The sequence below is a fragment of the Halopolyspora algeriensis genome, assembly GCF_003337235.1.
Lineage (GTDB): Bacteria > Actinomycetota > Actinomycetes > Mycobacteriales > Pseudonocardiaceae > Haloactinomyces > Haloactinomyces algeriensis.
Genome location: NZ_QPJC01000010.1, coordinates 1 through 25,230, shown reverse-complemented (window position 1 = coordinate 25,230; position 25,230 = coordinate 1). Strand labels below are relative to the sequence as shown.

The window sequence follows — 25,230 nt, the reverse complement described above, 5'->3', positions numbered from 1 at the left end:
ACCGATGTGGTCGCTAACCTCGCTTCCGGCCGGGAGGTTGATGTGGGCGACTACATATTCGAGTCGGACGACACACTCACGCGAACACATCTGGGCGCGCTGGAGGATGCCTTCGATGCCGTGAGCATCCGGCAGCTCTACGACGTCGGTATCCGGAGCGGATGGAAGTGTCTGGATGCCGGTGCGGGCAGCGGATCGATCGCACGCTGGCTGGCCGGCCGTGTCGGGTCCTCCGGCGAGGTCGTTGCCACGGAGACCGATCCGCGCCTGCTGGAAGGTCTGCACGACGACAACGTCCGGGTGCTCGAGCACGACCTCACTCGCGATCCGCTCGCCGAAGCCGAGTACGACCTCGTGCATGCCCGGTTGCTGCTGATCCTGCTGTCCGAACGAGAACGGGTGCTGGATCGCCTGATCGGCGCGCTCAAGCCGGGCGGAGTGCTGGTCCTGGAGGATTTCGATGTTGCCGGAGCCGGTGCGCTCCTCGCGCCGGAGGACGGCGATGCCGAGGTCTTCGACCGCGTCCTCGAGACATATCTGAGTGCCATGGCCGTCCTCGGCGCCGACATCCGATGGGGCCGTCACCTCTACGCCGCCCTGCGGCGACGAGGCCTGCGCGATGTCCGGTCGGTGGGGCATGCCGAGGTGTGGCCGGGCGGCTCGTCCGGGTGCGAGCTGATCCGCACGAATTTCACTCAGTTGCGCAGGCAGATCCTCGACCGTGGCACGGTCGGGCACTCCGAGTGGCGGCGAGCCGTGGAGTTGCTCGATCACGAGGGATTCGCGATGCGCTCGTTTCTCCTGGTGGCCAACTCCGGACTGCGTTGACGCGGCATTTCCGGCCGACACGGAGTTCCCGATGGTGTGGGTGGCTCTGCGTCGAACGCGGCGAAGTGCCATGATCATCTGGTGGGTGACGAAAGGACCGGCAGACGAGTGAACACGTATCCGGTGGCGCGGAGAACGAATGCCTGCGACCACCCTTTTCGCGGTGTTCGACGGTCCACGTCGAGCACTACACTGCCCTCGCCTGTGGACAGCCGGTGCGCCACGCGCCACACCGGACGCTCTACCTCTATTGCTGGTGACCTTGTCGTGTTCTACTCGTACTGCGCACCGGGCCGGTCCCGGTGGCTCCCGATGCCGACCCGACACCACCGCTCGTATTCCGGAGTGAACAGATGACTGCCGTGCCACTGGACGCCGTGGGGCAACTGGATGTGCTGGCGCAGACCGGGCTCGATACCGGTGGCCTCAGAGGATGGATCCTCGACAACCTGCTTCCCCTCCTCCTGCTCGCGGTCGCGTTGTTGCTGCTGTGGCTCGGTGGCGGCAAGGGCGACAACGCGGGCGTCATGCGCCGCGTCGGTGGTGTGTTCGTCGCGTTGGCGATCGTCGGGATCGCCGTGAGCGGCGCCGGTGTGGACATCGGCACGTTCATCGCCGGACTGTTCAGCACCAGCGGAGGATGATCACACCGGTTGCTCGACGGGTTGGTTGAACATGCGGATACGCACCGACGATGAGGTGTATCGGGTCGATGCCGTCTGGCTCGGACCGCCGAAGGCGACGTTTCCGTGGCGAGCGCGCTACGTCGCCTGGGGAGTGGGAATCGTGGTGTTCCTGCTCGTGCTGGCGGTCGAGCGGAGGATGAACATCGGTTTCGGTTTCTTCTCCACCGCGTGGGCCGTTGTCATCACGGTCGCGCTCACTCGCATCATTTGCTCCCGAATCAGCCACGAACGGCCGCTGAGTGCGGTCATGGTGATGTGGTTGCGTGAACTGACCGCTCCCAGGAAGACGGCGAGCGGCCGGGGAGGCGCTGCCAGTGCTGCGAAGATCCGGGTGCATGCCGACAGGCCGCGCCCCCGACGATCGAAGCAGTCCGGGCAGTCCGGACAAGCCAGACGAAGCGGCGGGCGCCGGCCCGCCGACCGCTCCAGGAAGCCTGCCGGCCGAAGTGGCACTCCCAGCAGGCGCACACGCAGCAAGGAGGTTCGCGGTGTTCGGTCGCGGGCGAGGTCGTGAGCGCGACTCGCACCAGGTCTCGGGGCAACCACATCGCGGTGCCGCCCGGTCGGGGACGTCGAAGGGGCGGAGATCCGGGGCGGCAACCTCCGGCAATCGCAAGGGACGTCGGCTGCCCGACGAGCAGTCGATTCCCTCCTATACTCCGTCGATCGCCGCGCGCTCCATCGACGGCCACCTGCTCCGTACCGGTCAGGACGTGTTCGCCTGGTATCGGCTGTCCTCACAGCGGTGGTCGTTTCGCTCGGACTCGCAGCGGCAGAACCTCATCAATGCCATCGCGGGTCAGTACGCCGAGCTGCAGGGACGTTGGATGCACCTGCGTGTGACCAGCAGGCCCTACCCCATCCGGATGTGGGCCGAGGCGCACGTGTACAACGCCCGCAACCGGTTGCCCGACGTATCGGGTGCGCTGAGTTTCGACGACTACATGGTCGGTGAGCAACAGCAGCTGATGGGCCGGTCTATGGCGGAGAAGGAGGTCTATCTCGGTGTCCAGGTCCAGACGCGCAACGTGATGGACCGGGCCGTCGAACGGGCGGCGCCTCTGCTGCGCAAGGTGTTTCCCGAAGCGGTGGAGGCCGAGCTCGTCGCCCTGGACAGCGAGATCGAGCATCTGGACCAGGTGATCGGATCGGCCGGGTTGGACGGGCGGCCGGTCACCGCCGAGGAGATGTCCTGGCTGATGCACCGGTCCTGTTCGCTGGGCCTGCCCGCGCCCCGCAACATGCCCGCGGTGCCCGCGGCGGAGTGGGCCCCGGAGGACCTCGCGTCGTTCACCGATGCCGCCGACATGCACCAGGAGCCCTACGCACCGACCGCGACCGTCCGGGGCCGTACCGGGTCGAACGCGGGGGTGACCCGGCACGTCGCGGTGCTGACCGTGGGGCAGACGCACGGCCTGCAGATTCCCGAGATGGACGATCCGTGGATGCAGCATGCGGACCGTCTGCCCGCACCGGTCGAGTGGTCGGCGCGGATCTACGTGCGCCGTCCCGAGGACGTCGGCGGTGAGCTGCAGCGACAGATGAACAAGGTGCGTTCCCAGGTCCGGCACTACACCGAGGAGCACGGGCTCGAACCACCGACCTCGCTGGAGCGGCAGGCCGGACGGGTGCTCGAGATCGACGACGAGATGAGCTCCGGATTCACCGCGCTGGCCACCCGGGTGCGCTCGTGGTGGCGCATGGCGGTGTCCGGCCCCACCGAGCGCGACGCGCTGCGCCTGGCACAGCAGATCCTCGACCTGTACAAACCGAAGGTCGCCATCGAGCATCCGGAAGCCCAGTATGCGATGGCGCGGGAGTTCATTCCCGGCGAGTCACTGGCCTCGGCCGCGTACCTGCGGCGCGGATCGGTCGTGTGGGCGGCCTCGGCCGTCCCGCAGGCCACGGCCGACGTCGGGGACCGGCGCGGCATCCTGCTCGGGGAGACCTGCACCGCGACCCGGCGCCCGGTGGCCTGGGATCCGTGGATGGCCCAGGAGATTCGCGATGCTTCGGGACTGACCGCGATGGTCGCGGGACTCGGCGGAGGAAAGTCCTTCCTCGGCGGGGGCATGGTCTACAAGACGCTGCGTTCCGGTGCGCACTGGACGTTGCTGGATCCGTCGGGGCCGTTGACGGAACTGTGCCGGCTGCCGGAACTGCGCCCGTATGCGAGACCGATCAACCTGCTCAATGCCCAGCCGGGCATTCTCAACCCGTATCGCGTCGTCGCCGAACCGCAGCTGGAGCACTTCGCCGACGAGGACGATCCGGAACGCAGCTGGCGACGCGAGCGTGCCCTGGCCGCGGCGACCCGGCGACGGCTGGTCCTGGATGTGCTGACCGGGCTGCTTCCCTACGAGGTCGCGCGGATGCCGCAGACGAGGATCGTCCTGCTGCGTGCGGTCCGTGCCGTCGGTGGTCGTGCGGACGCGCACCCGGGTCTGGTGTTCGCCGCGCTGCGGCGCGATGCGAGCGAGCACCACGAGCACGCGGTCGTGGTCGCCGACTTCCTCGACGAGATGCGCGAGCGGATGGCGTTGCTGATTCCGGAGACCGATGCCGATCCGTACTCGCAGACCCGCGAGGATCGGCTGACCGTACTCAGCATGGCGGGTCTGACACTGCCGAAGGACGGTGTCGGGCGGGAACACTGGACCGACAGCGAGGCAATCGGCGTTCAGCTGCTCAACCTGGCGGCCTGGCTCACGCAGCGCTCCGTCTACGAGCGTCCCAAGGAGGAGCGCAAGGGCGTGTGGATCGACGAGGCGTTCTTCCTGTCGGAGGTGCCCACCGGCCGGGTGTTGATGAACCGGTTCGCTCGTGACTCTCGCAAGTGGAACGTCCGGGTCCTGCTGTCCAGCCAGATTCCCGCGGACTTCTTGCGGATCGAGGGTTTCGCGTCGTTGCTCGACTCGGTGTTCGTGGGCCGTCTCGACGATGAGCAAGCGCAGTCGGACGCGCTTCGGCTGCTGAAGGTGCCGGTCGACGTCGGCTACGAGCAGGTGGTGGCGGAGCTGGGGCGCCGGCCCGGACCGTCCCGCAACGGTACCGAGCGGGACCGCGCCCCCCGGCAGTTCATCTTCGCTGACGGGGCCGGTGGTGTGGAACGCATCCGCATCGACTTCGGTGGTCCCCATCTGGAACACCTGCGGGATGCGCTGGACACGACCCCGACGACCCGGCAGGACGGCCCCCCGCGTCGTGCCGACGGCCCCGCCGAACGGACGGCCAACTCGGATGCGATCGCCGCGCCGGTGCCCGAGGAAATCGGCGTTCCGGAAGAGCCCGGCGCCTACGGGGAAACCGGCGATCCGGAAGACCGTGACGAGTTCGCCGAGCTCGAGGAGTGGGAACTGGAGCCGGCGAGCGTCGGCTGGAGCGAGCAGCCGGACTCGCAACACGAGGAGACCGCCGGAAGCAACGGTCACCGGGCCGGCGACGACGTGCAGGGGGCTCGGTAGCCGTGTGGCTCGTCGTGATTGCGCTGGTGGCGGCCGCAGTGCTGGTCCGGGCACGCCGTGCGGCGAACACCCCGGTGGTCCGGTCGCGTCACGCCGATCGGCGCGGTGCCCTGCTGCTGGTGTCCGCGATCGTCGGCATGCAGGTCCTGGTCGGTGTGCCTGCCTCCGCCCAGCCTTTCGACTGCACGGAGCCGCCGAACCCGGAACGTCCCGGTGCCGGCATGGTCGGTGCGCTCGATCCCGCCCCGATCGGTGTCGGCCAGTCGGGCAGTGCCTACGACCTCTACGGCTACGCCGGTCAGGTATGGCACACCTACGACCTCGGCTGCGGCCCGCAAGGTGTGACCAACCCGAACGCGCTGGTCGGTACCTGGATCGGCAACCAGTTGTTCAATGTGGCCAAGAATCTCGTCGGTGCCACCAACGGGCTGCACTACGCCCTGCTCTCCGGCAACATTCTGGCTCCGCTGGACGACGTGGTCGCCACCGGCACGGTCGCCTTGTACGACAGCGTGTTCACCCCGTGGTTCGGCCTGGCCGCGCTGATTCTGGCCGTCGTGCTGTTCCGCTACATCTGGCAGGGCGACCTGGCCACGATCGGCAAGCGCACCATGTGGGCCCTGGCCGCACTGTGGTTCGCCTCGGCGACCTACCTCACCCCTTTGGTCTACACCCACGCACTGGACGAAGTGGTCATCACCGGCACTTCGGCGGTGCAGGGGGGATTTCTGGAAGAGGTCGGCGTCGACGAACGCGACGCGCTGCCCACTCTGCTGCACAACGAGGTCGTCTATCGCAACTGGTTGCGGGGCGAGTTCGGCACCCCCGACTCCCCGAAGGCCCAGCAACTGGGCATGGAACTGCTCGCGGCTCAGGCCTGGAGCAAGGAGGAAGTGCTCGCCGGTGAGGACGCGGGCTCTGCCGAGGAGAAAAAGCGGGCCTTCGAGGAAGTCGCGTCCAAAATGGGCAGTGCCTACGGCTACTTCCGGGGGGTGCAGGGCAGCCGGATCGGCGCGGGAATGCTGGCCATGCTCCAGGGTTTCGCCTACACGTCGTTCCAGTTGCTGGCCAAGGCCGCGATTCTGCTCGCCCAGGTTCTGCTGCGGGTGCTGATCCTGGCGGGGCCGCTGATCGGTCTGGTCGCGCTCCTCTATCACGAAGTGCTGCGCACGGTCGGCCGTGTGGCCGGGGCGGCGCTGCTCAACGTCGTGGTGATCGCGGCGATGGCCGGGATGCACACCCTGGTTCTGAGTTGGGTCTTCGATCCGGCGCGGGGCTTTTCCGCTCTCACCCGGATATTGCTGGCCGGGCTGCTGACGATCGTGTTCCTCATGCTCGGAAAGCCGCTCCGCAGGATGGGGCAGATGATCGAGCTGTCGGTCGGCGCCGCGGGGGGTGCCATGCCGCGGGTACCGTCCAGCGTCTTCTCCCGGTTCGGGGGACGCTCCCGCGGTGAGCGACGCGCCCCGCAGGACGATTTCTGGGACCAGGTGCGGGAATCCGAGCCCGACGACGGCTCCGCCCCGCCGCCCCGGGGCAGGCGGCGCCGCGTCCGGCCGGAGTCCGAAGCACCGTCGGTGGCGGCCACGGCCCAGCGCATGGACCGCGAGAACATGCCGCCGGAACTGTCGACGGGGCCACCGCCGGCCGGTGCCGCGGGGCAGGAGCCACCGTCGGCAGCCGGCGGCACGGGCAGGCAGCGTCCCGGTGCGGCGGGACGGACGAACGCGCTGCCGCAGGCCCCCGGCACCAGCCGGGCCGTGGACACCGCCCCGGTGGTGGACGCCACCTGGGACACGCACGGCGAGGATGCGGTTCTCGTGCCGTCCCGAGCGGGCGCGGTGACGCCCTCGGAGGTGACTCCCTCGGAGTCCCCGGGGACACGGCGCAGGCCGGACCCCGAGGTCGTGGCCGGGAAACCGGTGAACGTCATCTATCACCCGACACGGGGGCTGGAGGTCACCGATGGCTGACAACCTCCCGTTCCCGGGCGGAGCTGCGTGAGAGGAGGGTCATGCCGATCCGGACTCACCGGGGACGCGCCGCGGTCTACCGCCGGTTGTGGGGATGGCCGTTGCGTTCCCCCAAGCACCTGATCGCCGCGGTGATCGGGTTGGCCGTGGTGGTCGGTTCCGTGGGGCTGTTGCTGCCGGAGCCGTCCCCGAGCCGAGCTCACGGGCAGCAGCACCACGCGCAGGAGCCCTTTGCCACTTCGGAGTTCGGCGCGTCCGCGGACACCAGCGGCTCGCCACCGACGATCTCGGTTCCGCGGGCGTCGCCCTCCTCGGTTCCGCCGGATCCGGCGGGGCTGGCCGTGGTGGACGCCTGGGGCAGGCAGTGGGTCAAGCACCCGCCCGGGACCGATTCCGGCGAATGGCTCGACCGGCTGCGCCCGTACACCACCGCCGAGTTCATCACGGTGATGGCTTCGATCGATCCGGCGAATGTCGCGGCGACCGAGGTCACCGGATCACCCGAGGCGACCACCTCGACCGCGACCGCGATGAAGGTCCGGTTGCCCACCGACGCGGGTGCCATCCGGGTCCGAGTAACGGCAACCCCCGACGGGTGGCGGGTGGCCGGTTACGAGAAGGCGGCTTGATATGCGCAAACTGGCGATCGCGCTGGTCGTGTTCCTGGGGTTCGGTGCGCTGGTCGGTGTGGGCGCCGTGATGGGGGTGCTCTCCGGCCTCGGCGGCCGGTCCGGCCAGAGCTGGGCGCAGTGCAGCACGGGCCCGGGTGTGTGGGGCGGCAACGAGCAACGGGGCAAGCGGGCCGCTGGGGCGCTGGGACCGGAGCAGCGCAGGATCGTGCGGCGGATCATCGAGATCGGCAAGCAGCGGGGATTGCCGCCGCGTGCCTGGCAGATCGCCATCCAGGCGGGCAAAACCGAATCGAACCTGCGTAACGTCCATTACGGACATGCCGATTCGCAGGGCGTGTTCCAGATGCGTCCTTCGCAGGGGTGGGGCAGCGTTGCTCAGGTCACCAACGTGGACTATGCGATCAACAAGTTCTACGACGTGTTGCTGACCGTCGAGGGCTGGCAGGACATGCGGCCGGGCGAAGCGGCCCAGGCGGTCGAGCGCTCGGCGTTTCCGTCCCGCTACCACGATGCCGAAGCCATGGCGGCGCACCTGGTCAGCACCGAGGGCAGCGTCAGCGGCACGAGCGGGTGCGAGTCCCTGCCGTCGACCACGCTGCTGGCCGGCCAGGCGATCGAGTACGCGAAGAATCAGCTCGGCAAGCCGTACGTGTGGGGAGCGGAGGGCCCGCACACCTTCGACTGCTCCGGGCTGACGCAGCGGGCGTGGGCCGCTGCCGACGTACAGATCCCCCGGGTTTCTCAGGACCAGTACGACCGGGGCGGCAAGCACGTGCCGCTGTCCCGGGCCCAGCCGGGTGACCTGGTGTTCTGGGGGTACGGCCGGAACCCGGACGCGATCCACCACGTGGCGATGTACCTCGGCGACGACATGGTTCTGCACGCCCCCCAGCCGGGTGAGACGGTCGAGCGGGCGAAGCTGTGGGACGGCGGCGAGCTGATGCCGACGGTGGTGCGTCCGGTCCCGGACTCCTCGGCGCGGGCAGCCGCGCACGAGGCCGATCGGGGCAGCGCGGTGGGCGCGCCCGCAGGACTGTCCGCAGCGGATCCGGCCGGTGAGAACGTTCCGGCACCCGCTGCTTCGGGGGCGCCGTGAAGGTGCCCGCTGTGACGCTGTCCGGTTGCCGGTGGTGGCCGGGCAGTGGACGGCGATGTCGCCGCACTCTCCAGGAGGCCGAGTATGTTCACCCCCGATCCCATTCCGCGGCCCACCGGTCCACCCGCGTCGAGTACCCCGCTCGGGGATTACCTGACCGGGGTCGAGCACTCGGAGGGCCGGTACGGAGTCGACAGCGGATACGTGGTGCTGCCACGCTCGCTGGTGGAGTCCCTGCCCTTGCCGTGGCAGCAGCACATGCGCAGGCTGCTGACCGAGTTCCACGAGGCCTTCGGGTACCTGTCGTGGCCGGTCTACCGGGTGGTGCCCTCCCGCTACGAGCGGCTGGTCGACCTCGATGACGACCAGCTCGCCGAGGTCGGGTGCACCGTCGAGGTCGCCGACAGCGGCGAGCTGGAGTACCGGCAGCGGGACGGCAGCCGGATCTCCGACCCGGAAACGCGGCGGGTCCTGGTCTCGTGTTCGGACCCGATCCAGCCCCCCGGCTCGGGGGCCGGTTCCGCACCTCCACCGGCCCCACCGGCCCGGTGACCGGCGGGTTGCGCTCCCCGCGCCTCCCGGTTCGCGGCCTGCGACAGGGGGAGATACGGCTCGAGCACGTGACAGGCGCCGGTGCTCATGCGAGGCTCGAAGTATGGACCCGAACGGTTGGTATTTCTGTCTGAAGCATCACGACGTCGAGTTCGGTCCCGGATGCCGCTCGGCGGAGCGGATGGGTCCGTATCCGGACAGGGAGACCGCCGCCCATGCTCTGGAGCTGGCTCGGCAGCGCACCGAGGCAGCCGACGAGGCCGATCGCCGCTGGAGTGAGGGGAACTGAGGTCCCATGGCGGCAACCCGGGTGGCACACGGCGGAGGTGATGCTTCCGCCGTGCCCGCGGGCACCGCTGCCGCCGGGAACCCGGATTTCTCGGCGATCCGGGCGGAGCTGGGATTGCCGGTGGAGTATCCGTCCGCCGCGCTGAGCGAGGTCGAGCAGACCGCGGCGCAGCCCGTACTCGATGTGGCCCGCGTGGATGCCACGGACCTGCCGATGGTCACGGTGGATCCGGCCGGGGCCAAGGATCTCGACCAGGCTCTGCTGATCGATCGCCGCGGACGGCGCGGTTACCGGGTGCACTACGCCATCGCCGACGTCGCGGCCTTCGTCCCGCCGGGCGGCGCCCTGGACGCCGAGGTACGCAGCCGTGGTCAGACCCTGTATCTGCCGGACGGCAACGTGCCGCTGCATCCGACGCTGCTGTCCGAGGGCGCGGCCAGCCTGCTGCCCGAGCAGAGACGTCCGGCCGTGCTGTGGACCATCGACCTGGACCGCGACGGGACAGCCGTCGGGGTGGACGTGCGCCGGGCCGTGGTCCGTTCGGTGGCCCGGCTCGATTACGAGGGAGTGCAGCAGTCCCTGGAGCTCGGTGCCGCCCCGCCGGCCGTGGCGTTGCTTCCCGAGGTGGGCCGCCTGCGGCGGGAGCAGGCCGTGCACCGGGGAGCGATCGAGCTGGGCCCGCCCGAGCAGCAGGTGGAGTCCGACGGTGCGGGCGGATGGCGTCTGACGCTGCGCCCCCGGCTGCCGCTGGAAGCCTTCAACGCCGAGATCTCCCTGCTGACGGGGATGTGTGCGGCACAGATCATGCTTTCCGGCGGGATCGGCGTGTTGCGCACGGTCCCCGACCCGGAGGATCGGACGATCGCCGCCCTGCGCCGTTCGGCGCTCGAACTCGGCCTGGAATGGCCCGACCGGCAGACTCCCGCCGAGTTCCTGTCCGGCCTCGATCCCGCACGGCCGGAAGCGCTGGCCCTGCACGTGTCGGCCACCCGGTTGCTGCGCGGCGCGGGATACACGGTGTTCGACGGCGGTGTGCCGGACAAGGTCCGCCACGCGGGAATCGGCGCGGCTTACGCGCATGTCACCGCGCCGCTGCGCAGGCTCGCGGACCGGTACGGCACGGAGATCTGCCTGGCCGTCCACGCCGGCCGCGAGGTGCCGGAATGGGTCCGTGCGGCGTTGCCGCAGCTGCCTTCCGCGATGGGCAGTTCGGACAGGGCTGCGGGGCAGGTGGAGCGTGCCTGCATCGCCCAGGCCCAGGCGTGGGCCTTGGCCGGCCGGATCGGGGACGAGTTCACAGCCACCGTGCTGCGCTCGGGCAGTGCCGGCGAGTCCGGTGAGGTTTTCGTGCCCGCTCCGCCGGTCATCGCACGCTGTTGCGGGGATCACCTCTCCGAGGGGCAGCGCGTGCGGGTGCGGTTGACCGAGGCCGACCCGGTGCAGCGCGATGTCGCGTTCGAAGTGGTCGCGCCCACACCCGTGTGATCCGGCGGCATTCCCGCTTCGGGCATGATCGTGGACATCGGAGTATCGAACGCGAGGGAAGGGGCCGTTGTGGCTGGTGTGCGGGAGCAGACGATCGGTGTGCTGGGCGGAACCGGACCGCAGGGCAAGGGGCTGGCCATGCGGTGGGCCCAGGCGGGGCTGACGGTGGTGCTCGGTTCGCGTGCGGCCGAGCGTGCGCAGGAGGCGGCTGCCGAGATCGCCGAGTCCGTCGGTGGGAACATCACCGGGCGGGACAACGCCGGCTGCGCCTCGGAGGCCGACATCGTGCTGGCGGCGTTGCCGTGGGACGGGCACGAGGACACGTTGCGCTCGCTGAAGGGCGAGCTCGCGGGCAAGATCGTGGTGGATTGCGTCAACCCGCTCGGTTTCGACAAGAAGGGGCCCTATGCGCTGACGGTTCCCGAGGGAAGTGCCGCGCAGCAGGCCGAGTCCCTGCTGCCCGATTCGCGGGTGACCGCCGCGTTCCACCATGTCTCGGCGGTCACGCTGGCCGACACCGAGGTGACTCACGTGGATCTCGATGTCCTGGTTCTCGGTGATGACCGGGAGGCCACCGACGTGGTGCGGGAGCTGGCGGACGTGATCCCGGGGGTGCGCGGCATCTACGGCGGGCGCCTGCGCAACGCGCACCAGGTGGAGGCCCTGACCGCGAACGTGATCGCGATCAATCGTCGCTACAAGGCACACGCGGGGTTGCGGGTCACCGACGTGTGAGGCTCCGCGCCCGGATGTGAGTGAACGGAACTTTCGTTACTTCTATGCGGGTGAAAGTTCCGTTCACTCCGAACGGGAGCATCGGAACCGCAGAAGAAGGGGGCGAGCAGTGGCGAGCAGCAAGCTTCCGGAAGAAGCCGGCGACTGGACCGAGGACGAGCGCGCCCGGGCCACCGAGGTCCTCGGCGGCCGCTCGACGGTGGTGAACGTGCGCAAAGGCGGCCCGCACAAGCATCTCGTGCCCTGGCTGGTCTCCGAGGGGCTGGTGGTCTACGTCGGAAAGGGCAGCCCGCGGCACGCCTGGCCGGCATCGGACTTCGCCAACCCGTTCGTCCGGGAAGCGAAGTCCGACCGGGAGAAGATGGTGCGCGACTACGAGCAGTGGCTCGACGACCAGCCGGAGCTGCTCCGGCGGATCGAACAGGGCGAGCTCGCCTCCCGTGCCCTGGGCTGCTGGTGCGCCCCGCAGCCCTGCCACGCCGACGTCCTCGCCCGGCGCGCCAACCGGTGAGCGCTATCCACCCACGGCCGCGAACCGGTCGGTCGCCTCGAATCTCGGTAATCTGGGGTTATGACGAAGGCTCAGTTCGGCGCGGAGACGTCGAACAGCGGTGAGTGGGTACGTCAGTCGAACCGGTTCACCGATCGGATCACCGCCGACGGCTCGTCCGGCTGGAAGGCCGAGCCCGGCCGCTACCACCTGGTGGTCAGCCTGGCCTGCCCGTGGGCGCACCGGTCGGTGATCGCTCGCCGCCTGCTGGGCTTGGAGGACGTGCTTTCGCTCGGCATCGTCGACCCGCTGCGGGACGAGCGGGGATGGCGGTTCACGCTCGACCCGGACGGCCGGGACCCGGTCACCGGCCTGTCGTTCCTGGCCGACGCCTACCTGGCGGGCGATCAGAACTACAGCGGGCGCTACACCGTTCCCGCCGTGGTCGACGTGGCCTCGGGACGGGTGGTCACCAACGACTACCCGCAGCTCACGCTCGACCTCTCCACCGAGTGGGCGCGATTCCACCGCCCGGGGGCGCCGTCGCTGTATCCGCCGGAGTTGCGGGAGGAGATCGACGAGATCAATGCCGTGGTCTACTCCGACGTGAACAACGGCGTGTACAAGTGCGGATTCGCGACTTCGCAGGAAGCCTACGAGCGGGCCTTCGACGCCTTGTTCGCCCGGCTGGATTGGCTGTCCGAGCGGTTGGAGTCCCGGCGCTACCTGGTCGGCGACACGATCACCGAGGCCGACATCCGGCTGTTCACCACCCTGGTCCGGTTCGACGCGGCCTACCACGGGCATTTCAAGTGCAACCGGCACAAGCTCACCGAACTACCGGTGCTGTGGGCCTACGCCCGCGACCTGTTCCAGACACCGGGCTTCGGGGACACGGTCGATTTCGACCACATCAAGCGGCATTACTACAGTACGCACGCCCAGATCAACCCGACCGGCATCGTCCCGGCCGGGCCGAATCTGTCCGGCTGGCACACCCCGCACGGGCGTGCGGCGCTGGGCGGGCGACCGTTCGGCGACGGCACCCCGCCCAGCATGTGAGGTCAGTCGAAGCTGTGCTCCGGGGCCGGGAAGCTCCCACCCCGCACGTCGGCGGCGAAGTTGCTCGCGGCTTCGGACAGCATGCCGCCGAGGTCGGCGTAGCGCTTGACGAAGCGGGCGGTGCGGCCGGTGTTCATCCCGGCCATGTCCGTCCACACCAGCACCTGCGCGTCGCAGTCCGGCCCCGCGCCGATGCCGATGGTGGGGATGCGCAGTTCGGAGGTGACCCGCTTGGCGGCTTGGCCGGAGACCATCTCCAGCACCACCGAGAACGCACCCGCTTCCTGCAGTGCGAGTGCGTCGGCGACCAGTTCCTCGCCCTGCTCGCCGCGCGCCTGGACGCGGTAGCCGCCGAGCCCGTGCTCGCTCTGCGGGGTGAACCCGATGTGGCCCATCACCGGGATACCGGCAGCCACGAGCGCCTCCACGTGGGCCGCGTAGCGGCGCCCGCCTTCCAGTTTCACCGCGTGCGCGCCGTCCTTCATGAACCGCACCGCGGTTTCCAGGGCCTGCTCCGGTGAGGCCTGGTAGGAGCCGAACGGCAGGTCGGCGACGACCAGCGCGTGCTCGGCCGAGCGGGACACGGCGCGGACCAGCGGCAGCAGTTCGTCGACGGTGACCGGCAGCGAGGAGTCGTAGCCGTAGACGTTGTTGGCCGCCGAGTCGCCCACGAGCAGTACGGGGATCCCCGCCTGGTCGAAGATCCGGGCGCTGTACATGTCGTAGGAGGTCAGCATCGGCCAGGCCTCGCCGCGCTCCTTGAGTTCCTGCAGGTGATGGACCCGTACCCGGCGCCGTGGCGGGGCAGAGCCGTAAGGGGCGGTGGTTTCGGCCGTGCGGTTGGCTTCGTCCGGTGTCGCAGTCATGATCGACCATCCTCTTCCTCGCGGCCCGCCCGGCGGGTCCACGGGCTTGTGGGGATGCTTGCAGTCCCAGAGTGACACGGTCGGATGCCGGCGTGGGATGACTTTCGACACACATCACATGTGGTTCGGTCGATCCGTGGATGGCCTTCCCGCGATCGGCGCAGAGGCTATCGATCACCACCGGATCGGGCGATTCACCTTCCGGGAGCCGCCGTCGGTGTCACCTGTCGAGCTGCCGGAGGAAGTCGGCCCAGCGGTCGGCGTCGAAGCTCAGGTGCCCGCCCTGGCGGTCCTTGGAGTCGCGGATGTCGATGCCTCGGCCGGTGAAGCGGGCCTCGACGCAGCTGTTGTTGTTGGGGCCGCTGTAGCTGCTGGTGAACCAGTCGGTCCGGTAGTTGCTCATGTCTCCAACTCCTTCACGCGCTCGGCGATGAAGTCCCGGGACTCCTCCGGTCCGAGCGCCACGGCTCGCAGGCGGTCGAAGGCGTGCGAGCACTCCGCGATGTCCTGCTCATCATCCATGTACACACCACCTCCGATGAAGGTCGGCTGATGCACGATGTCCGGGGCCGCTCCTCCGAAGTGCACGATTTCGATGGAACCACCGAGCAGTGGATGGTCCACCGTAGCCAGCGGAGCAACTTGGACCACGATGTGAGGATGACGTTCGATCACGTCGAGCAAGTGCAGGAGTTGCTTTCGCAACACATCCCACCGGCCAATAGGGCGGCGCAAGGCCGCTTCGCCGATGACGAACCACATCCTCGGTGGAGAATCGCGAGTGATGAGTTCCTGGCGATCCAACCGGAACTGGATGCGTGCTTCCACGTCTTCCTGATTCGATCCGGAGACTGCCGACCGGGCTGACCGCATCATGGCGCGGATGTAGTCCTCGTGTTGCAGAAGCCCCGGGATGAGCTCGCTCTCGGCGTAGTAGATCTCGGTGGCGTCCTGCTCGTGGTCGCTGAGCCTGCGGAAGGCTCCCGGCAGCGTGTCGGAGTACATCCGTCGTGGTTGACGCCGACGGGCGAGCTGGGCCAGCTCGGTGATCTGTGTTCGTGACTCCTGGGGTGCGCCGTAGAAGTCGAGCAGAGCCTCGATCTCCAGCACCTTGAACGCGCGCTCGCCGCGCTCCACGCGGCTGATCTGGCTGATGTCGCACTCGATCGCAGCAGCTGCCTCTTTCTGTTGCTTGCCTGCGGCTTCACGCAGCCGACGAAGCTCTGCACCGAGCTGGCGACGTTCGAGCGTCGCGCGGGGCTTACCCATGTGACGATCACCCATTCGGGGCCATGTGGCACTGTCAATTGGCAGCTATATTGATCATGTCAGGCAGTGCAGTCGCTGACCAGGTGTGGCGGCAGTGTATCCGGAGGGTGGAAACGTGATCGCGGTGCGTTTTGGTTACACGCTCGACGAAGTTCCGAATCCCAGCTCGGTCGGCGGCGCCCCGCTCGTCGCGAGCGCGGAGGTCGATGCCGACAGGGTGGACCCGGAACAGCTCAGAGAGGACCTGCACGCCTGGGCCGTCGAGCAGCTCGCAAGGGGACGTCACGAGTTCGGGCTCTACACCGCCGAGTTCGGCACCTGGAAAGCCAACAGGGATCCCGGTTACTACCTGCGGCAGCTCCACCTGCTGTGGGGCGGCGACGAGGTCCTGGCCACGTACACCGAGGACAGCCGGGTCAACGTCGCGGGAGTGCGGGCGCTGACCGTGCAGGCCGAAGCCTTCGAGCAGGCCCGTGCCGCCGCACCCCGTTCATGAGCGGCGGCCGACCTACGGCCGCACCTCGCGCCAGCGATTGGTGATCGGCAGGCGGCGGTCCCGGCCGAAGGCCTTGAACGTGATCTTGGACCCCGGCGGGTACTGGCGCCGCTTGTACTCGGAGCGGTCCACCATCTGCAGGACCCGCTCCACGAGATCCGCGTCGAATCCCTCGGCGACCAGGTCGGCATAGCTGCGGTCGCCTTCCACGTACCCGTCGAGAATCTCGTCGAGAGTCTCGTACGGCGGCAGTGAATCGGTGTCCACCTGGTCGGGACGCAGTTCCGCCGACGGTGCCTTGCTGATCGAGCTCTCCGGAATCGGCGGTGTCTCGCCGTGCCTGGCGGCCTCCGCGTTGCGCCACCGTGCCAGCCGCCACACCAGCGTCTTCGGCACATCCTTGATCGGTGCGAAACCACCGACCGAATCGCCGTAAATCGTGGAATAGCCGACCGCGAGCTCGGTCTTGTTGCCCGGGGTGAGCACGAGACGCCCGAGCTGGTTGGACAACGACATCAGCGTGATCCCGCGGCAGCGGGCCTGCACGTTCTCCTCCGCCACCCCGGACAGCTGCAGTCGGTCGACGAACACCTCGACCATGTCGGCGACGGGATGCACCTCGTAGTGGCAGCCGAGCCGCTGGGCCAGGTCGGCGGCATCGGACCGGGAGTGCTCCGTGGAGTACTTCGACGGCATCGACACGCCGTACAGGGCATCCGGCCCCAGCGCATCGGCGGCCAATGCCGCGCACACCGCCGAGTCGATCCCCCCGGAGAAACCGAAAGTCACCGCCGGAAAGCCGTTCTTGTGCACGTAGTCGCGCAGCCCGGTCACCAGCGCCGACCACACCTCGGCCTCCTCCGGCAGCGGCTCGGGAGTTCGCGGCGGCGGCAGCGGCTCGTAAGGCGGCAGCGGATCGGGCTGCAGGATGATCCGCTCGACACCGAATGCGGGCAGCGCATCCGGTCGGAAGTGTAGCGGGGTGCCCTCCTCCACCGGCTCCGGAGAGACGTCGGTGGAGGTGTGGCCACCGGCAGCCAGGTCCATGTCCAGCACCATCAGATGCTCCACGAACTGCGGAGCTCGCGCCTGCACCTCCCCCTCGGACGTGGCCACCAGCGAGCCACCGTCGAAGACGAGCTCGTCCTGCGCGCCGACCATGTTCACGTAGGCCATCGGCGCCCCCGCTTCGGCCGCCCTGCGGGTGACCAGCGGTGTGCGCTGATCGTTCTTGGTCCGCTCGTAGGGCGAGCCGTTGAGGCACACGACGGCGTCCACGCCGACCCGGCCCAGCGCGGCCACGGGGCCACCGTTGCGCCAGATGTCCTCACAGATCACCACCCCGATGTCCACGCCGTGCAGGCGGACGATCGGCAGGTCGTGGCCCGGTGCGAAGTACCGTGCCTCGTCGAAGACGCCGTAGTTGGGCAGGTGGTGCTTGTAGTAGGTGGCCACGACCTCACCGCCGTACAGCAGCGACGCCGCATTGCGCACCCCCTCGTCGTCACGGTCCAGATGACCGACGACGACCAGGGCGTCCCCGCAGCCGGCCTCGAGCAGCCGCCGGGCCAGCGCGTCGAGCTCGGAGCGGTTGGCCGCCGCGAACGACTTCCGCAGCGCGAGGTCCTCGACCGGATAGCCGGACAGGACCATCTCGGGGAAGGCGACCAGGTGAGCGCCCTCCTGGACGGCTCGGCGTGTCCAGTCCAGAACCATCGCGCTGTTGCCGGTGATGTCACCGGCACAGGCGTTGACCTGTGCGAGAGCGACGCGCAGTTGGGGCATGCCCCCATCTTCGCGCAGACGCGTTGCGCGCAGCGCCCGGGTCTGCCCGCCGATCGAGGAGGGATCCGTGCCACGATCGTCGAGTGCCTCGTCTGTTGACCGCCATCGCAGCGCTCCTCCTGCTGTTCGGCTTCACCGCCGCCTGCACCCCGGAACCCGAGGGTTCGCAGGGGTTGCAGCCGCACACCGAACGCAACGGGCCGGCCGGAACGGTGCCCCCCGGCCTCGGCGAGTACTACGGGCAGGCGCTGGAGTGGGGCCCGTGCGCGGAGTACGCGACGAGCAACCGGACTCGTGCGGCCTTCCGGAAAGGCTCGGTCGAATGCGCCCGGCTGACCGTTCCGCTGGACTACAGCGATCCGCAGGGGCGGACGATCACCCTCGGCGTGCTGCGCAAACCGGCAAGCGACCCCACCCGGCGCATCGGATCGCTGGTCGTCAACCCCGGTGGTCCCGGCGCCTCCGGCATGCTCATGGCGGCCGGGCTGGCCGGCCCGATCTCGAGCACCGAACTCGGCACTCGCTTCGACCTGGTCGGTTTCGACCCCCGCGGAATCGGTGCCAGCGAGCCTCGGGTGAACTGCCTGACCGACGCCGAACGCGACGCCGAACGACTCGACTCCGACGCGGACACCTCACCCGCGGGTATCGCGCAGACCGAACGCGAGAACCGCGCCTACGCGGCCAAGTGCGCGCAGCGCAGCGGAACCGAATTGCTGGCCAACGTGGGCACCCGCGACGTCGCCAAGGACATGGACGTGCTGCGTTCGGCGCTCGGGGACACGAAGCTGACCTACCTCGGCTTCTCCTACGGCACCCGCATCGGCGCCGAGTACGCCGAGCAGTTCCCCGGCAACGTCCGCGCGATGGTGCTCGACGGCGCGATCGACCCCGACCAGAGCAAGGTGGCCGAGCTCGTCGCGCAGGGCGCCGGCTTCCAGCAGGCCTTCGACAAGTTCGCGGCCTGGTGTTCCCGGCAGGACAACTGCGCTCTCGGCAACGATCCCGCACGGGCGGTCTCGGTGTACCAGCAGCTGACCCGGCCTCTGGTGGAGCAGCCGATCGACGCGGGTGCCGGACGCAAGCTGTCCTATTCGGACGCCACGACCGGAACGATCCAGGCCCTGTACTCCGAGCGCCTGTGGGGGCAGCTCAACACCGGCCTGCTCCAGCTCGCTCAGGGGCGCGGGCAGGCCCTCAAGGCACTGGCCGACGCGTACTACGGGCGCGGCAAGAACGGGAGCTACTCGGGCACCACCGATGCCTTCGACGCGGTGCGGTGCGTGGACGATCGGCGGCTGACCGACCGCGCGCGGCTGCGAGAGGCCGACCGTCGCTACCGGCAGGCCGCCCCGTTCCTGGACAACGGTCACCCGCCCAGCGGGGCTCGGGGGGTGTGCGCGTTCTGGCCGGTGCCGGTCACCGCGGACGACCGCGATCCCGAGGCGGCGAAACTGCCGACGACGCTGGTCATCTCGACCACGGGCGACCCGGCGACGCCGTACGAGGCCGGCGCGGAGCTCGCGGACACGCTCGGAGCCCGCCTGCTGACCTTCGAAGGCACCCAGCACACCGTGTTCCTGCAGGACAACGCGTGCGTGAACGAAGCGGGCATCCGGTACCTCGTGACCCTGGAGCCGCCGCAGGAAGGCACCCGCTGCACGAGCTGAACGATCGCCGCCGCCGACGGGTGGGCCGCAGTGCACACGTCCCGGAGGCCTTAGGCTACGGGCATGACTCGTCAGCAGGAGTTCGTCCTCCGTACCCTGGAGGAACGAGACATCCGTTTCGTTCGGCTGTGGTTCACCGACGTCCTCGGCATTCTCAAGTCGGTGGCGATCTCGCCCGCCGAACTGGAGGGTGCCTTCGCCGAGGGCATCGGCTTCGACGGCTCGGCCATCGAGGGATTCTCCCGGATCTACGAATCCGACATGATCGCCAAGCCCGACCCGGCCACTTTCCAGGTGCTGCCCTGGGAAACTCCGGATGGCGAACACTACTCGGCACGGATGCTGTGCGACATCGCGATGCCCGACGGTTCCCCGGCCTGGGCCGATCCGCGGCACGTGCTGCGCCGCACCCTGTCCAAGGCGACCGAAGCCGGATTCACCTGCTACGTGCATCCGGAGATCGAGTTCTTCCTGCTCAAAGACCGTCCCACCGACGGCGGTGAGCCGACTCCGGCCGACTCGGGCGGTTACTTCGACCAGGCCAGCCACGATGCGGCCCCGCACTTCCGGCGCAACGCCATCGAAACGCTGGAAGCGATGGGGATCTCCGTGGAGTTCAGCCACCACGAGGGAGCACCGGGACAGCAGGAGATCGACCTGCGCTACGCCGACGCGCTGACCATGGCCGACAACGTGATGACCTTCCGCTACGTCGTCAAGGAGGTCGCACTCACCCAGGGTGTGCACGCCTCGTTCATGCCCAAACCGTTCAGTACGCAACCCGGCTCGGGGATGCACACCCACGTGAGCCTGTTCGAAGGTGACCAGAACGCCTTCTACCACCCCGAGGACCCCTTCGAGCTGTCCGAGACCGGCCGCGCCTTCGTCGCCGGGATCCTGCGCCACGCGCGGGAAATCAGCGCGGTCACGAATCAGTGGGTGAACTCGTACAAGCGGCTGGTCGTCGGTGGCGAAGCCCCGACGGCGGTGTGCTGGGGCCACGCCAACCGCTCCGCCCTGGTTCGGGTGCCGATGTACTCCCCGGGCAAGTCCTCCTCGCGCCGAGTGGAGATCCGCAACCTCGACTCGGCATGCAATCCCTACCTCGCCTACGCGATGATCCTGGCGGCCGGCCTGCGAGGAGTGCAGAAGGGATACGAGCTGCCTCCGCCCACCGAAGACGATGTGTGGTCACTCACCGAAAGCGAGCGCAAGGCCGCCGGCTACGCGAACCTGCCGCAGAACCTCAACGAGGCGCTCGGTGAGATGGAATCCTCCGAGCTGGTGGCCGAAACGCTCGGTGAGCACGTCTTCGACTTCTTCCTGCGGAACAAACGCGACGAGTGGGACGCCTACCGCAGCCACGTCACCCCCTACGAGCTGCGCACACTGATGCCGATGCTGTGAGGAGCGGTCCGTTTCCCGGCAGGCACGCGGCGGTAGGTTCGGACGCGTGACTGATGACCAGGTGTCCGACGCGCCTTCCGGCGAGCCGAGCGAGCCGACGCTCGGCTCTCGACCCGCCTTCGCGCAGCAATCGGAGGGGAGGCCGGACGAGCCGGAATGGCCTCCGGAGACCTCGGAGGAAACGGCAGGCGGTTCCGTCCTTCCTGCGGCGCCGTTGCTCGGCTGCACGGTCGCCTACCGCAGCCAACTGCCCGCCGCCCGGGTGTTGTGCGACTCGTTCCTGGACAGCCACCCCGGAGCCCGGTTCGTCATCCTGCTGCTGGACGACACGGAAGACAGCGGTGACCAGGAGCGTGCCGAGGTCCTGACCCCACGCGGTATCGGGGTGGAGTCCCCGGAATTCGCCCGGCTGGCGATGGCCTGCACTCCCGGGCAACTCCGCGCGGTGCTGCGCCCGCGCCTGCTCGCCCATCTGCTGCAGGACGGCGCCTGCGTGCTGGCCCTGGAACCCTGCGTGCGGATCTTCGGTGGCTTCGAGGACGTGGTGGCGACACTGACTCCGTCGAGGCCGGTGGCACTGGTTCCGAGAGTGCTGCATCCCCTGCCCGCCGACAGCGCGCGCCCCAACGCCGCCGACCTGGCCGAATCCGGCACATTCGACCCGAACATGCTCGCCGTGGGGCCCGGCGGCGAACGATTCCTCGCCGCGTGGGCGGAGCAGTCGCGGGCCGACCCGACCACCGCGTTCGGCTTTCTGGAAAACGCCTCCGCACTGGTGGATCACCAGGTCCTTCGCGATCCCGGTTTCGGTGTTTCGGCCTTCAACGCCGCGCAGCGCACCCTGGAGAGCGCATCGGACGGTCGGTACCTGGTGGACGGCCACGTGCTGCGCACCGTGCACTTCGACGGTTTCGATCCGCAGCGGCCCTGGCTGCTGTCGGCGGTCTATGCGGATCAACCGCGCGTACTGCTGTCGGAGCACCCGGTGCTGGCGCGGCTGTGCGCCGGATACCGCAACGCGCTGATGGAAGCCGGCCACACCCGGCAGCAGTCGTCCCCCTTCGAGACCCTGCCGGACGGAACCGTGGTGCCCGCCGCACTGCGCACCGCATACCGGTACGCCTGGTGGGAAGCCGAGCGAGTGGGGGAGGACGTGCCGGTCAGCCCCTTCGAGCTCCCGCGGGACCGCACCGATGCTGTGTCGTCGTTCCTGCAATGGGCGTGTGCGGCCGAGAACGAACGGCAGCGGGAGGCAGGCGCCTCGCGCTGGACCGTCGCGGTCTGGTCCGACGACCCGGTGCTGCAGCGCACGTATCCGGACCCGCTCGGTGTCGACGCCACCGCGTTCCGCGAGTGGTGTGCCGGAGCCGCCGACAACCGGATTCCCTCGGCGGCCGTACACCGGACAGCCGGCGATCGACGTGCCCCGATGATCGACCAGCTCGGCGTCGCCGTCCTCGGGAAGGGGCGGGTGGCCGAACTGGTGCGCGCGACGGTGCGGGCTTCCGGACTGCCGTCCGCCGACACGCCGCATTACCCGGTGGTCCTGCGATGCGACACCGAGCTTCCGGTACCCGCGGGACACTACGTGATCGACATCCTGCCCGAGCAGCATTCCGAGCAGGACACCGCGCCCTCGACGGACAACGGCACCGCCGGTGCCGAAACGTGGGTGCTGTCGGAAGCGGGCCGTCTCCGGGGAGACGCGAGGACTCACGTCATCACCCTGCCGCTGCCGGAGAGCGACCCCATGGAGCTGCCGACCCGCAGGCAGGCACGCGCGGAGTGCGGCCTCGCCGACGAGTTCGCCATCGCAGGATTCGTCGATCACGCCGACGAGCAGCAGGGCAACACGCTCGGCCTGGTCAACGCGTTCCTCACGGCATTTCCCGACCGCTCCGACGTGCGGCTGCTCCTCGCTGTCAGCGAAGCGGTCACCCACCCGGAAGAAGCCGAGCGCCTCCGCCTGGCCACCACGACGGACCCCCGCATCGTGCTGCTGGAGGACATTTCCCAGGATCGGGTCCTGGCGGCCTCCGACTGCGTGGCCTCGCTGCACCGGGCCGAAGGCGGTACGGGTGGCGATCGCTACGTGTTGCGCCTCCTCGAGGCGGTGGCGCAGGCGATTCCGGTGGTTGCCGGTGATCACGGCGCCGTCGCGGAAGTGCTGGACGAGCAGTGCGCCAAGCTCGTTCCCTGCCACAGCGAGGGAGAACCGGACATCGGGACCGCCGCGGCCCTCCTGGCGGGTGTGGCGGAGGCTCCCGACAAGAGCGCCACTTTCGGTCTCGCCGCTCGGGAGCACCTGCTGGCCGAGTACAGCATGACACGAGCGGCGGAGGGCTTGCGCGAACGAGTGGAACAGGCATACCGCAATTGGCGGGTGCACTGGTCCGGAGATCGTCACGACGGGCAGGACGATCCCCTGCGTCCCCTGCTCATCGCCCGCCATGCCCTGCATCGCCCACCCGAGGTAGGGGTCGGCGGCCGCCATTCGATGGCGCCGGCGCTGCGCAAGGCCGTGCTGAAGGCACTCGGTCACTATGACGAGCACATTCGCGAGATCATGCGCTCCCTGGTCGACGGCGTGGAGCAGACTGCCGCCGAATTGCTGCGCCGCCAATCCGACACCGGTGAGGATCTCGACGTCGAATCCCTGCGTGCCGAACTCACTCACCTCGGACAGCGGCAGGACCGGCTCGGTGCCCAACTCGCAGGCACCGAAGACGGGATCGTCCGGGCCAGGGCCGACCTCGCCGAGCATCACCGCAGGCTCCGCGAGGTCGAGGAGGGACTCGCCTCGGAACGCGGCGGCGACGACGACCGGGTCGGGGCACTGGCCGAACGCTTGGACCGGCTGACCGGTGCCGTGGAAAAGACGCTGGACCGCATCGACAGCCTGGAGCGGGAATGGGCGGAGGCGCAGCGTTCCCGGGAGCACACCCTCGAAGCGGGACTGCAACAGGCCACGCACGATGCGGACCACGCACTGCACCGCACCGACATCCTGCAACGGATCGTGCTGCGGGAACACGAGCGCACCACGAGCACGGGCGACGACACCGGCACGCCTGTGGTGTGTGACGCCGGGCTGATGCGCCTGCCCGACGACGACACTCTGATGCTGCCGTGGCTTTCCTCCCGTGCTCACTGGGATCGCGAGGTTTCCACGCTGATCGACGGACTTCTGGAGCCCGAGGGAATCTTCCTCGACATCGGTGCCTATGTCGGCTATCAAGCGGTCCGGGTGCTGAGCCGGATGGGAACGACCGGGGCCGTGGTGGCTGTCGAACCGTGCGAGCGGAGCAGGCAGCTGCTGTGGCGCAACATGGAGGTCAATGTCCCGGAAAGAGCCGAAGGGCAGTTGACGGTCCTGGGCAGCACGGCCTGGGATACGCCGGATGAACTGGCTGTCGAACGGTCCACCTCCGGTGGCCTTCACGTCCGCGCGGACCCTGCATCGCACGGGGGTGTGCCGGAGGAAAGCGCGAAGGTACAGGCCACACGGCTGGATTGGGAGCTGGAGAACCAACCTGCACTGAGCGGACTCCGCCTGTCGGTGGTGCATGTCGATGTCGGTAGCCGGGTGCACCGGATCCTGCGGGGGCTGGTTCGCCTGCTGCAGCGCGACCGCCCCTCCGTCGTGTGCTCGTTCACTCCCACGGGCGTGGCCGAGTTGAGTGACGACCCGGCGGCTGCTCTTCGCGAGTTCGGCACGTGGGGCTACGAACTCGTGCCGGTCGGCAGGTCGGAAGCGGTCTCGGCGGAGGAGTTGCTGAAAGCCATCGGAGCCGCGGGGAGCGCGAGTACCGTCAAGCTCTGGCTGCGCCCCCGGCAGTAGAGGGTGTGTGGATCGGCTTGCGTCGCGGTGTGGGCGGCGCAACCTCCGCACGGTCCACAATGTTCGGAAGTCCCGGTGCCAAGCGTCTGATCAGGTGATTTGACCTCGCCCTGTGGGAGACGTACCTTGATTCGCGCTGCACGGAAGCTGAACACGACAGGGAAAACCCGTCGGGTACGGCTGGAGTGCGCGAGCACCATCTGGGGTTGCTTTCGCGTACGTGCGGGGCGTGCGGTTTGACGCCGCGAAACGCACCGGCTAAAGTTGTGCAGTCACCGAGTTCCGGTGCCGGGATAAGGCGTCCGGACCAAGGTGTGCTGAAAACTTGATGATCGGGTCTGCATGACCGGTTGGGGCGGGGTTGATACCCCCCCTGACAACAGGGTCCGCAAGGCTTGGTAAAGTATTCGGCAGAACAAAGCGCTTTGGGGCGTGGCCTGCCTGTGGTGGGTGTGTTCTTTGAGAACTTGACAGTGTACCGATGGTTCGGTGTGTTTGTGCGGAACCGTTTTTTTGGTTTTTTCCGGTGCATCCTGCCCGGTGTGGGTGGGGTGTGCTGCTGGGATTGTTTTTCCGTGATGGAGAGCTTGATCCTGGCTCAGGA

At 68.8% G+C, this 25,230-nt stretch carries 21 protein-coding genes; 17 read left to right on the top strand and 4 right to left on the bottom strand.

Annotated features, from left to right (window positions below; genetic code table 11):
• Positions 1-42: 42 nt before the first annotated feature.
• From DFQ14_RS15050 to DFQ14_RS14990, 13 genes are all read left to right on the top strand, one after another.
• The gene (locus tag DFQ14_RS15050) at positions 43-828 is read left to right on the top strand and encodes a class I SAM-dependent methyltransferase (RefSeq protein ID WP_158546708.1); all 786 of its coding nucleotides are present in this window, start codon (positions 43-45) and stop codon (positions 826-828) included.
• Between the two features lie 353 nt (positions 829-1,181).
• Entirely contained in the window at positions 1,182-1,472 is a 291-nt protein-coding gene (locus DFQ14_RS15045) for a hypothetical protein (RefSeq protein WP_114453929.1), read from the top strand.
• A gap of 31 nt (positions 1,473-1,503) precedes the next feature.
• Positions 1,504-2,028, top strand: a complete 525-nt coding sequence (locus DFQ14_RS15040) for a hypothetical protein (RefSeq protein WP_114453928.1) — start codon at positions 1,504-1,506, stop codon at positions 2,026-2,028.
• Positions 2,003-4,978, top strand: coding sequence for an ATP-binding protein (locus tag DFQ14_RS15035; RefSeq protein ID WP_114453927.1), 2,976 nt, complete (start codon positions 2,003-2,005; stop codon positions 4,976-4,978). Before DFQ14_RS15040 ends, DFQ14_RS15035 begins: the two co-directional genes overlap by 26 nt.
• Before the next feature lie 2 nt (positions 4,979-4,980).
• Positions 4,981-6,951 carry a hypothetical protein gene (locus DFQ14_RS15030; protein ID WP_170206362.1) on the top strand — a complete coding sequence of 657 codons (1,971 nt, stop codon included), beginning with the start codon at positions 4,981-4,983 and terminating at the stop codon, positions 6,949-6,951.
• A 41-nt stretch (positions 6,952-6,992) separates the two neighbouring features.
• Positions 6,993-7,580: a hypothetical protein gene (locus tag DFQ14_RS15025; protein ID WP_114453926.1), complete on the top strand. Its 588-nt coding sequence runs from the start codon at positions 6,993-6,995 to the stop codon at positions 7,578-7,580.
• 1 nt (position 7,581) lies between these two features.
• Positions 7,582-8,679, top strand: coding sequence for a C40 family peptidase (locus tag DFQ14_RS15020; protein WP_114453925.1), 1,098 nt, complete (start codon positions 7,582-7,584; stop codon positions 8,677-8,679).
• A gap of 84 nt (positions 8,680-8,763) precedes the next feature.
• A complete protein-coding gene (locus tag DFQ14_RS15015) occupies positions 8,764-9,231 on the top strand; it encodes a hypothetical protein (protein WP_114453924.1) in 468 nt (155 codons plus the stop codon).
• Positions 9,232-9,334: 103 nt separating this feature from the next.
• On the top strand, positions 9,335-9,520 hold the full coding sequence (locus DFQ14_RS15010; RefSeq protein WP_114453923.1) for a hypothetical protein: 186 nt from the start codon (positions 9,335-9,337) through the stop codon (positions 9,518-9,520).
• A gap of 6 nt (positions 9,521-9,526) precedes the next feature.
• Entirely contained in the window at positions 9,527-11,005 is a 1,479-nt protein-coding gene (locus tag DFQ14_RS15005; RefSeq protein ID WP_114453922.1) for an RNB domain-containing ribonuclease, read from the top strand.
• A 69-nt stretch (positions 11,006-11,074) separates the two neighbouring features.
• A complete protein-coding gene (gene npdG, locus DFQ14_RS15000) occupies positions 11,075-11,740 on the top strand; it encodes an NADPH-dependent F420 reductase (RefSeq protein WP_114453921.1) in 666 nt (221 codons plus the stop codon).
• Between the two features lie 109 nt (positions 11,741-11,849).
• The gene (locus DFQ14_RS14995; RefSeq protein ID WP_114453920.1) at positions 11,850-12,251 is read left to right on the top strand and encodes a DUF4326 domain-containing protein; all 402 of its coding nucleotides are present in this window, start codon (positions 11,850-11,852) and stop codon (positions 12,249-12,251) included.
• A gap of 60 nt (positions 12,252-12,311) precedes the next feature.
• On the top strand, positions 12,312-13,292 hold the full coding sequence (locus tag DFQ14_RS14990) for a glutathione S-transferase family protein (RefSeq protein WP_114453919.1): 981 nt from the start codon (positions 12,312-12,314) through the stop codon (positions 13,290-13,292).
• Between the two features lie 2 nt (positions 13,293-13,294).
• Here DFQ14_RS14990 and panB read toward each other — a convergent pair whose 3' ends face one another.
• The 3 genes from panB to DFQ14_RS14975 all read right to left on the bottom strand — a co-directional run bounded on the left by panB (position 13,295) and on the right by DFQ14_RS14975 (position 15,427).
• Positions 13,295-14,158: a 3-methyl-2-oxobutanoate hydroxymethyltransferase gene (gene panB, locus DFQ14_RS14985; protein WP_114453918.1), complete on the bottom strand. Its 864-nt coding sequence runs from the start codon at positions 14,156-14,158 to the stop codon at positions 13,295-13,297.
• 220 nt (positions 14,159-14,378) lie between these two features.
• Entirely contained in the window at positions 14,379-14,561 is a 183-nt protein-coding gene (locus DFQ14_RS14980) for a DUF397 domain-containing protein (RefSeq protein ID WP_114453917.1), read from the bottom strand.
• Positions 14,558-15,427 carry a helix-turn-helix domain-containing protein gene (locus DFQ14_RS14975; RefSeq protein ID WP_114453916.1) on the bottom strand — a complete coding sequence of 290 codons (870 nt, stop codon included), beginning with the start codon at positions 15,425-15,427 and terminating at the stop codon, positions 14,558-14,560. Before DFQ14_RS14975 ends, DFQ14_RS14980 begins: the two co-directional genes overlap by 4 nt.
• A gap of 115 nt (positions 15,428-15,542) precedes the next feature.
• On the opposite strand from DFQ14_RS14975, the gene DFQ14_RS14970 reads away from it, so the two are divergent.
• Entirely contained in the window at positions 15,543-15,923 is a 381-nt protein-coding gene (locus tag DFQ14_RS14970; protein WP_246195705.1) for a hypothetical protein, read from the top strand.
• A 12-nt stretch (positions 15,924-15,935) separates the two neighbouring features.
• On the opposite strand, the gene DFQ14_RS14965 is transcribed toward DFQ14_RS14970, so the two are convergent.
• Positions 15,936-17,708, bottom strand: coding sequence for an NAD+ synthase (locus DFQ14_RS14965; RefSeq protein ID WP_114453915.1), 1,773 nt, complete (start codon positions 17,706-17,708; stop codon positions 15,936-15,938).
• An 83-nt stretch (positions 17,709-17,791) separates the two neighbouring features.
• On the opposite strand from DFQ14_RS14965, the gene DFQ14_RS14960 reads away from it, so the two are divergent.
• From DFQ14_RS14960 to DFQ14_RS14950, 3 genes are all read left to right on the top strand, one after another.
• Positions 17,792-19,378 carry an alpha/beta hydrolase gene (locus DFQ14_RS14960; protein ID WP_179951589.1) on the top strand — a complete coding sequence of 529 codons (1,587 nt, stop codon included), beginning with the start codon at positions 17,792-17,794 and terminating at the stop codon, positions 19,376-19,378.
• Positions 19,379-19,441: 63 nt separating this feature from the next.
• Positions 19,442-20,785 (top strand): type I glutamate--ammonia ligase, encoded by a 1,344-nt coding sequence (gene glnA, locus DFQ14_RS14955; protein ID WP_114453913.1) that lies wholly within the window; start codon positions 19,442-19,444, stop codon positions 20,783-20,785.
• 46 nt (positions 20,786-20,831) lie between these two features.
• Positions 20,832-24,626, top strand: a complete 3,795-nt coding sequence (locus DFQ14_RS14950; RefSeq protein ID WP_141921368.1) for an FkbM family methyltransferase — start codon at positions 20,832-20,834, stop codon at positions 24,624-24,626.
• Positions 24,627-25,230 lie beyond the last annotated feature (604 nt).

What these genes read in the sequence shown, in the direction of transcription:
- DFQ14_RS15045 (WP_114453929.1), top strand. Translation starts at nt 1,182, where the DNA reads ATGACTGCCGTGCCACTGGACGCCGTGGGGCAACTGGATGTGCTGGCG.
- DFQ14_RS15040 (WP_114453928.1), top strand. Translation starts at nt 1,504, where the DNA reads ATGCGGATACGCACCGACGATGAGGTGTATCGGGTCGATGCCGTCTGG.
- DFQ14_RS15025 (WP_114453926.1), top strand. Translation starts at nt 6,993, where the DNA reads ATGCCGATCCGGACTCACCGGGGACGCGCCGCGGTCTACCGCCGGTTG.
- DFQ14_RS15020 (WP_114453925.1), top strand. Translation starts at nt 7,582, where the DNA reads ATGCGCAAACTGGCGATCGCGCTGGTCGTGTTCCTGGGGTTCGGTGCG.
- DFQ14_RS15015 (WP_114453924.1), top strand. Translation starts at nt 8,764, where the DNA reads ATGTTCACCCCCGATCCCATTCCGCGGCCCACCGGTCCACCCGCGTCG.
- DFQ14_RS15010 (WP_114453923.1), top strand. Translation starts at nt 9,335, where the DNA reads ATGGACCCGAACGGTTGGTATTTCTGTCTGAAGCATCACGACGTCGAG.
- DFQ14_RS15005 (WP_114453922.1), top strand. Translation starts at nt 9,527, where the DNA reads ATGGCGGCAACCCGGGTGGCACACGGCGGAGGTGATGCTTCCGCCGTG.
- DFQ14_RS14990 (WP_114453919.1), top strand. Translation starts at nt 12,312, where the DNA reads ATGACGAAGGCTCAGTTCGGCGCGGAGACGTCGAACAGCGGTGAGTGG.
- panB (WP_114453918.1), bottom strand. Translation starts at nt 14,158, where the DNA reads ATGACTGCGACACCGGACGAAGCCAACCGCACGGCCGAAACCACCGCC.
- DFQ14_RS14980 (WP_114453917.1), bottom strand. Translation starts at nt 14,561, where the DNA reads ATGAGCAACTACCGGACCGACTGGTTCACCAGCAGCTACAGCGGCCCC.
- DFQ14_RS14975 (WP_114453916.1), bottom strand. Translation starts at nt 15,427, where the DNA reads ATGGGTAAGCCCCGCGCGACGCTCGAACGTCGCCAGCTCGGTGCAGAG.
- DFQ14_RS14965 (WP_114453915.1), bottom strand. Translation starts at nt 17,708, where the DNA reads ATGCCCCAACTGCGCGTCGCTCTCGCACAGGTCAACGCCTGTGCCGGT.
- glnA (WP_114453913.1), top strand. Translation starts at nt 19,442, where the DNA reads ATGACTCGTCAGCAGGAGTTCGTCCTCCGTACCCTGGAGGAACGAGAC.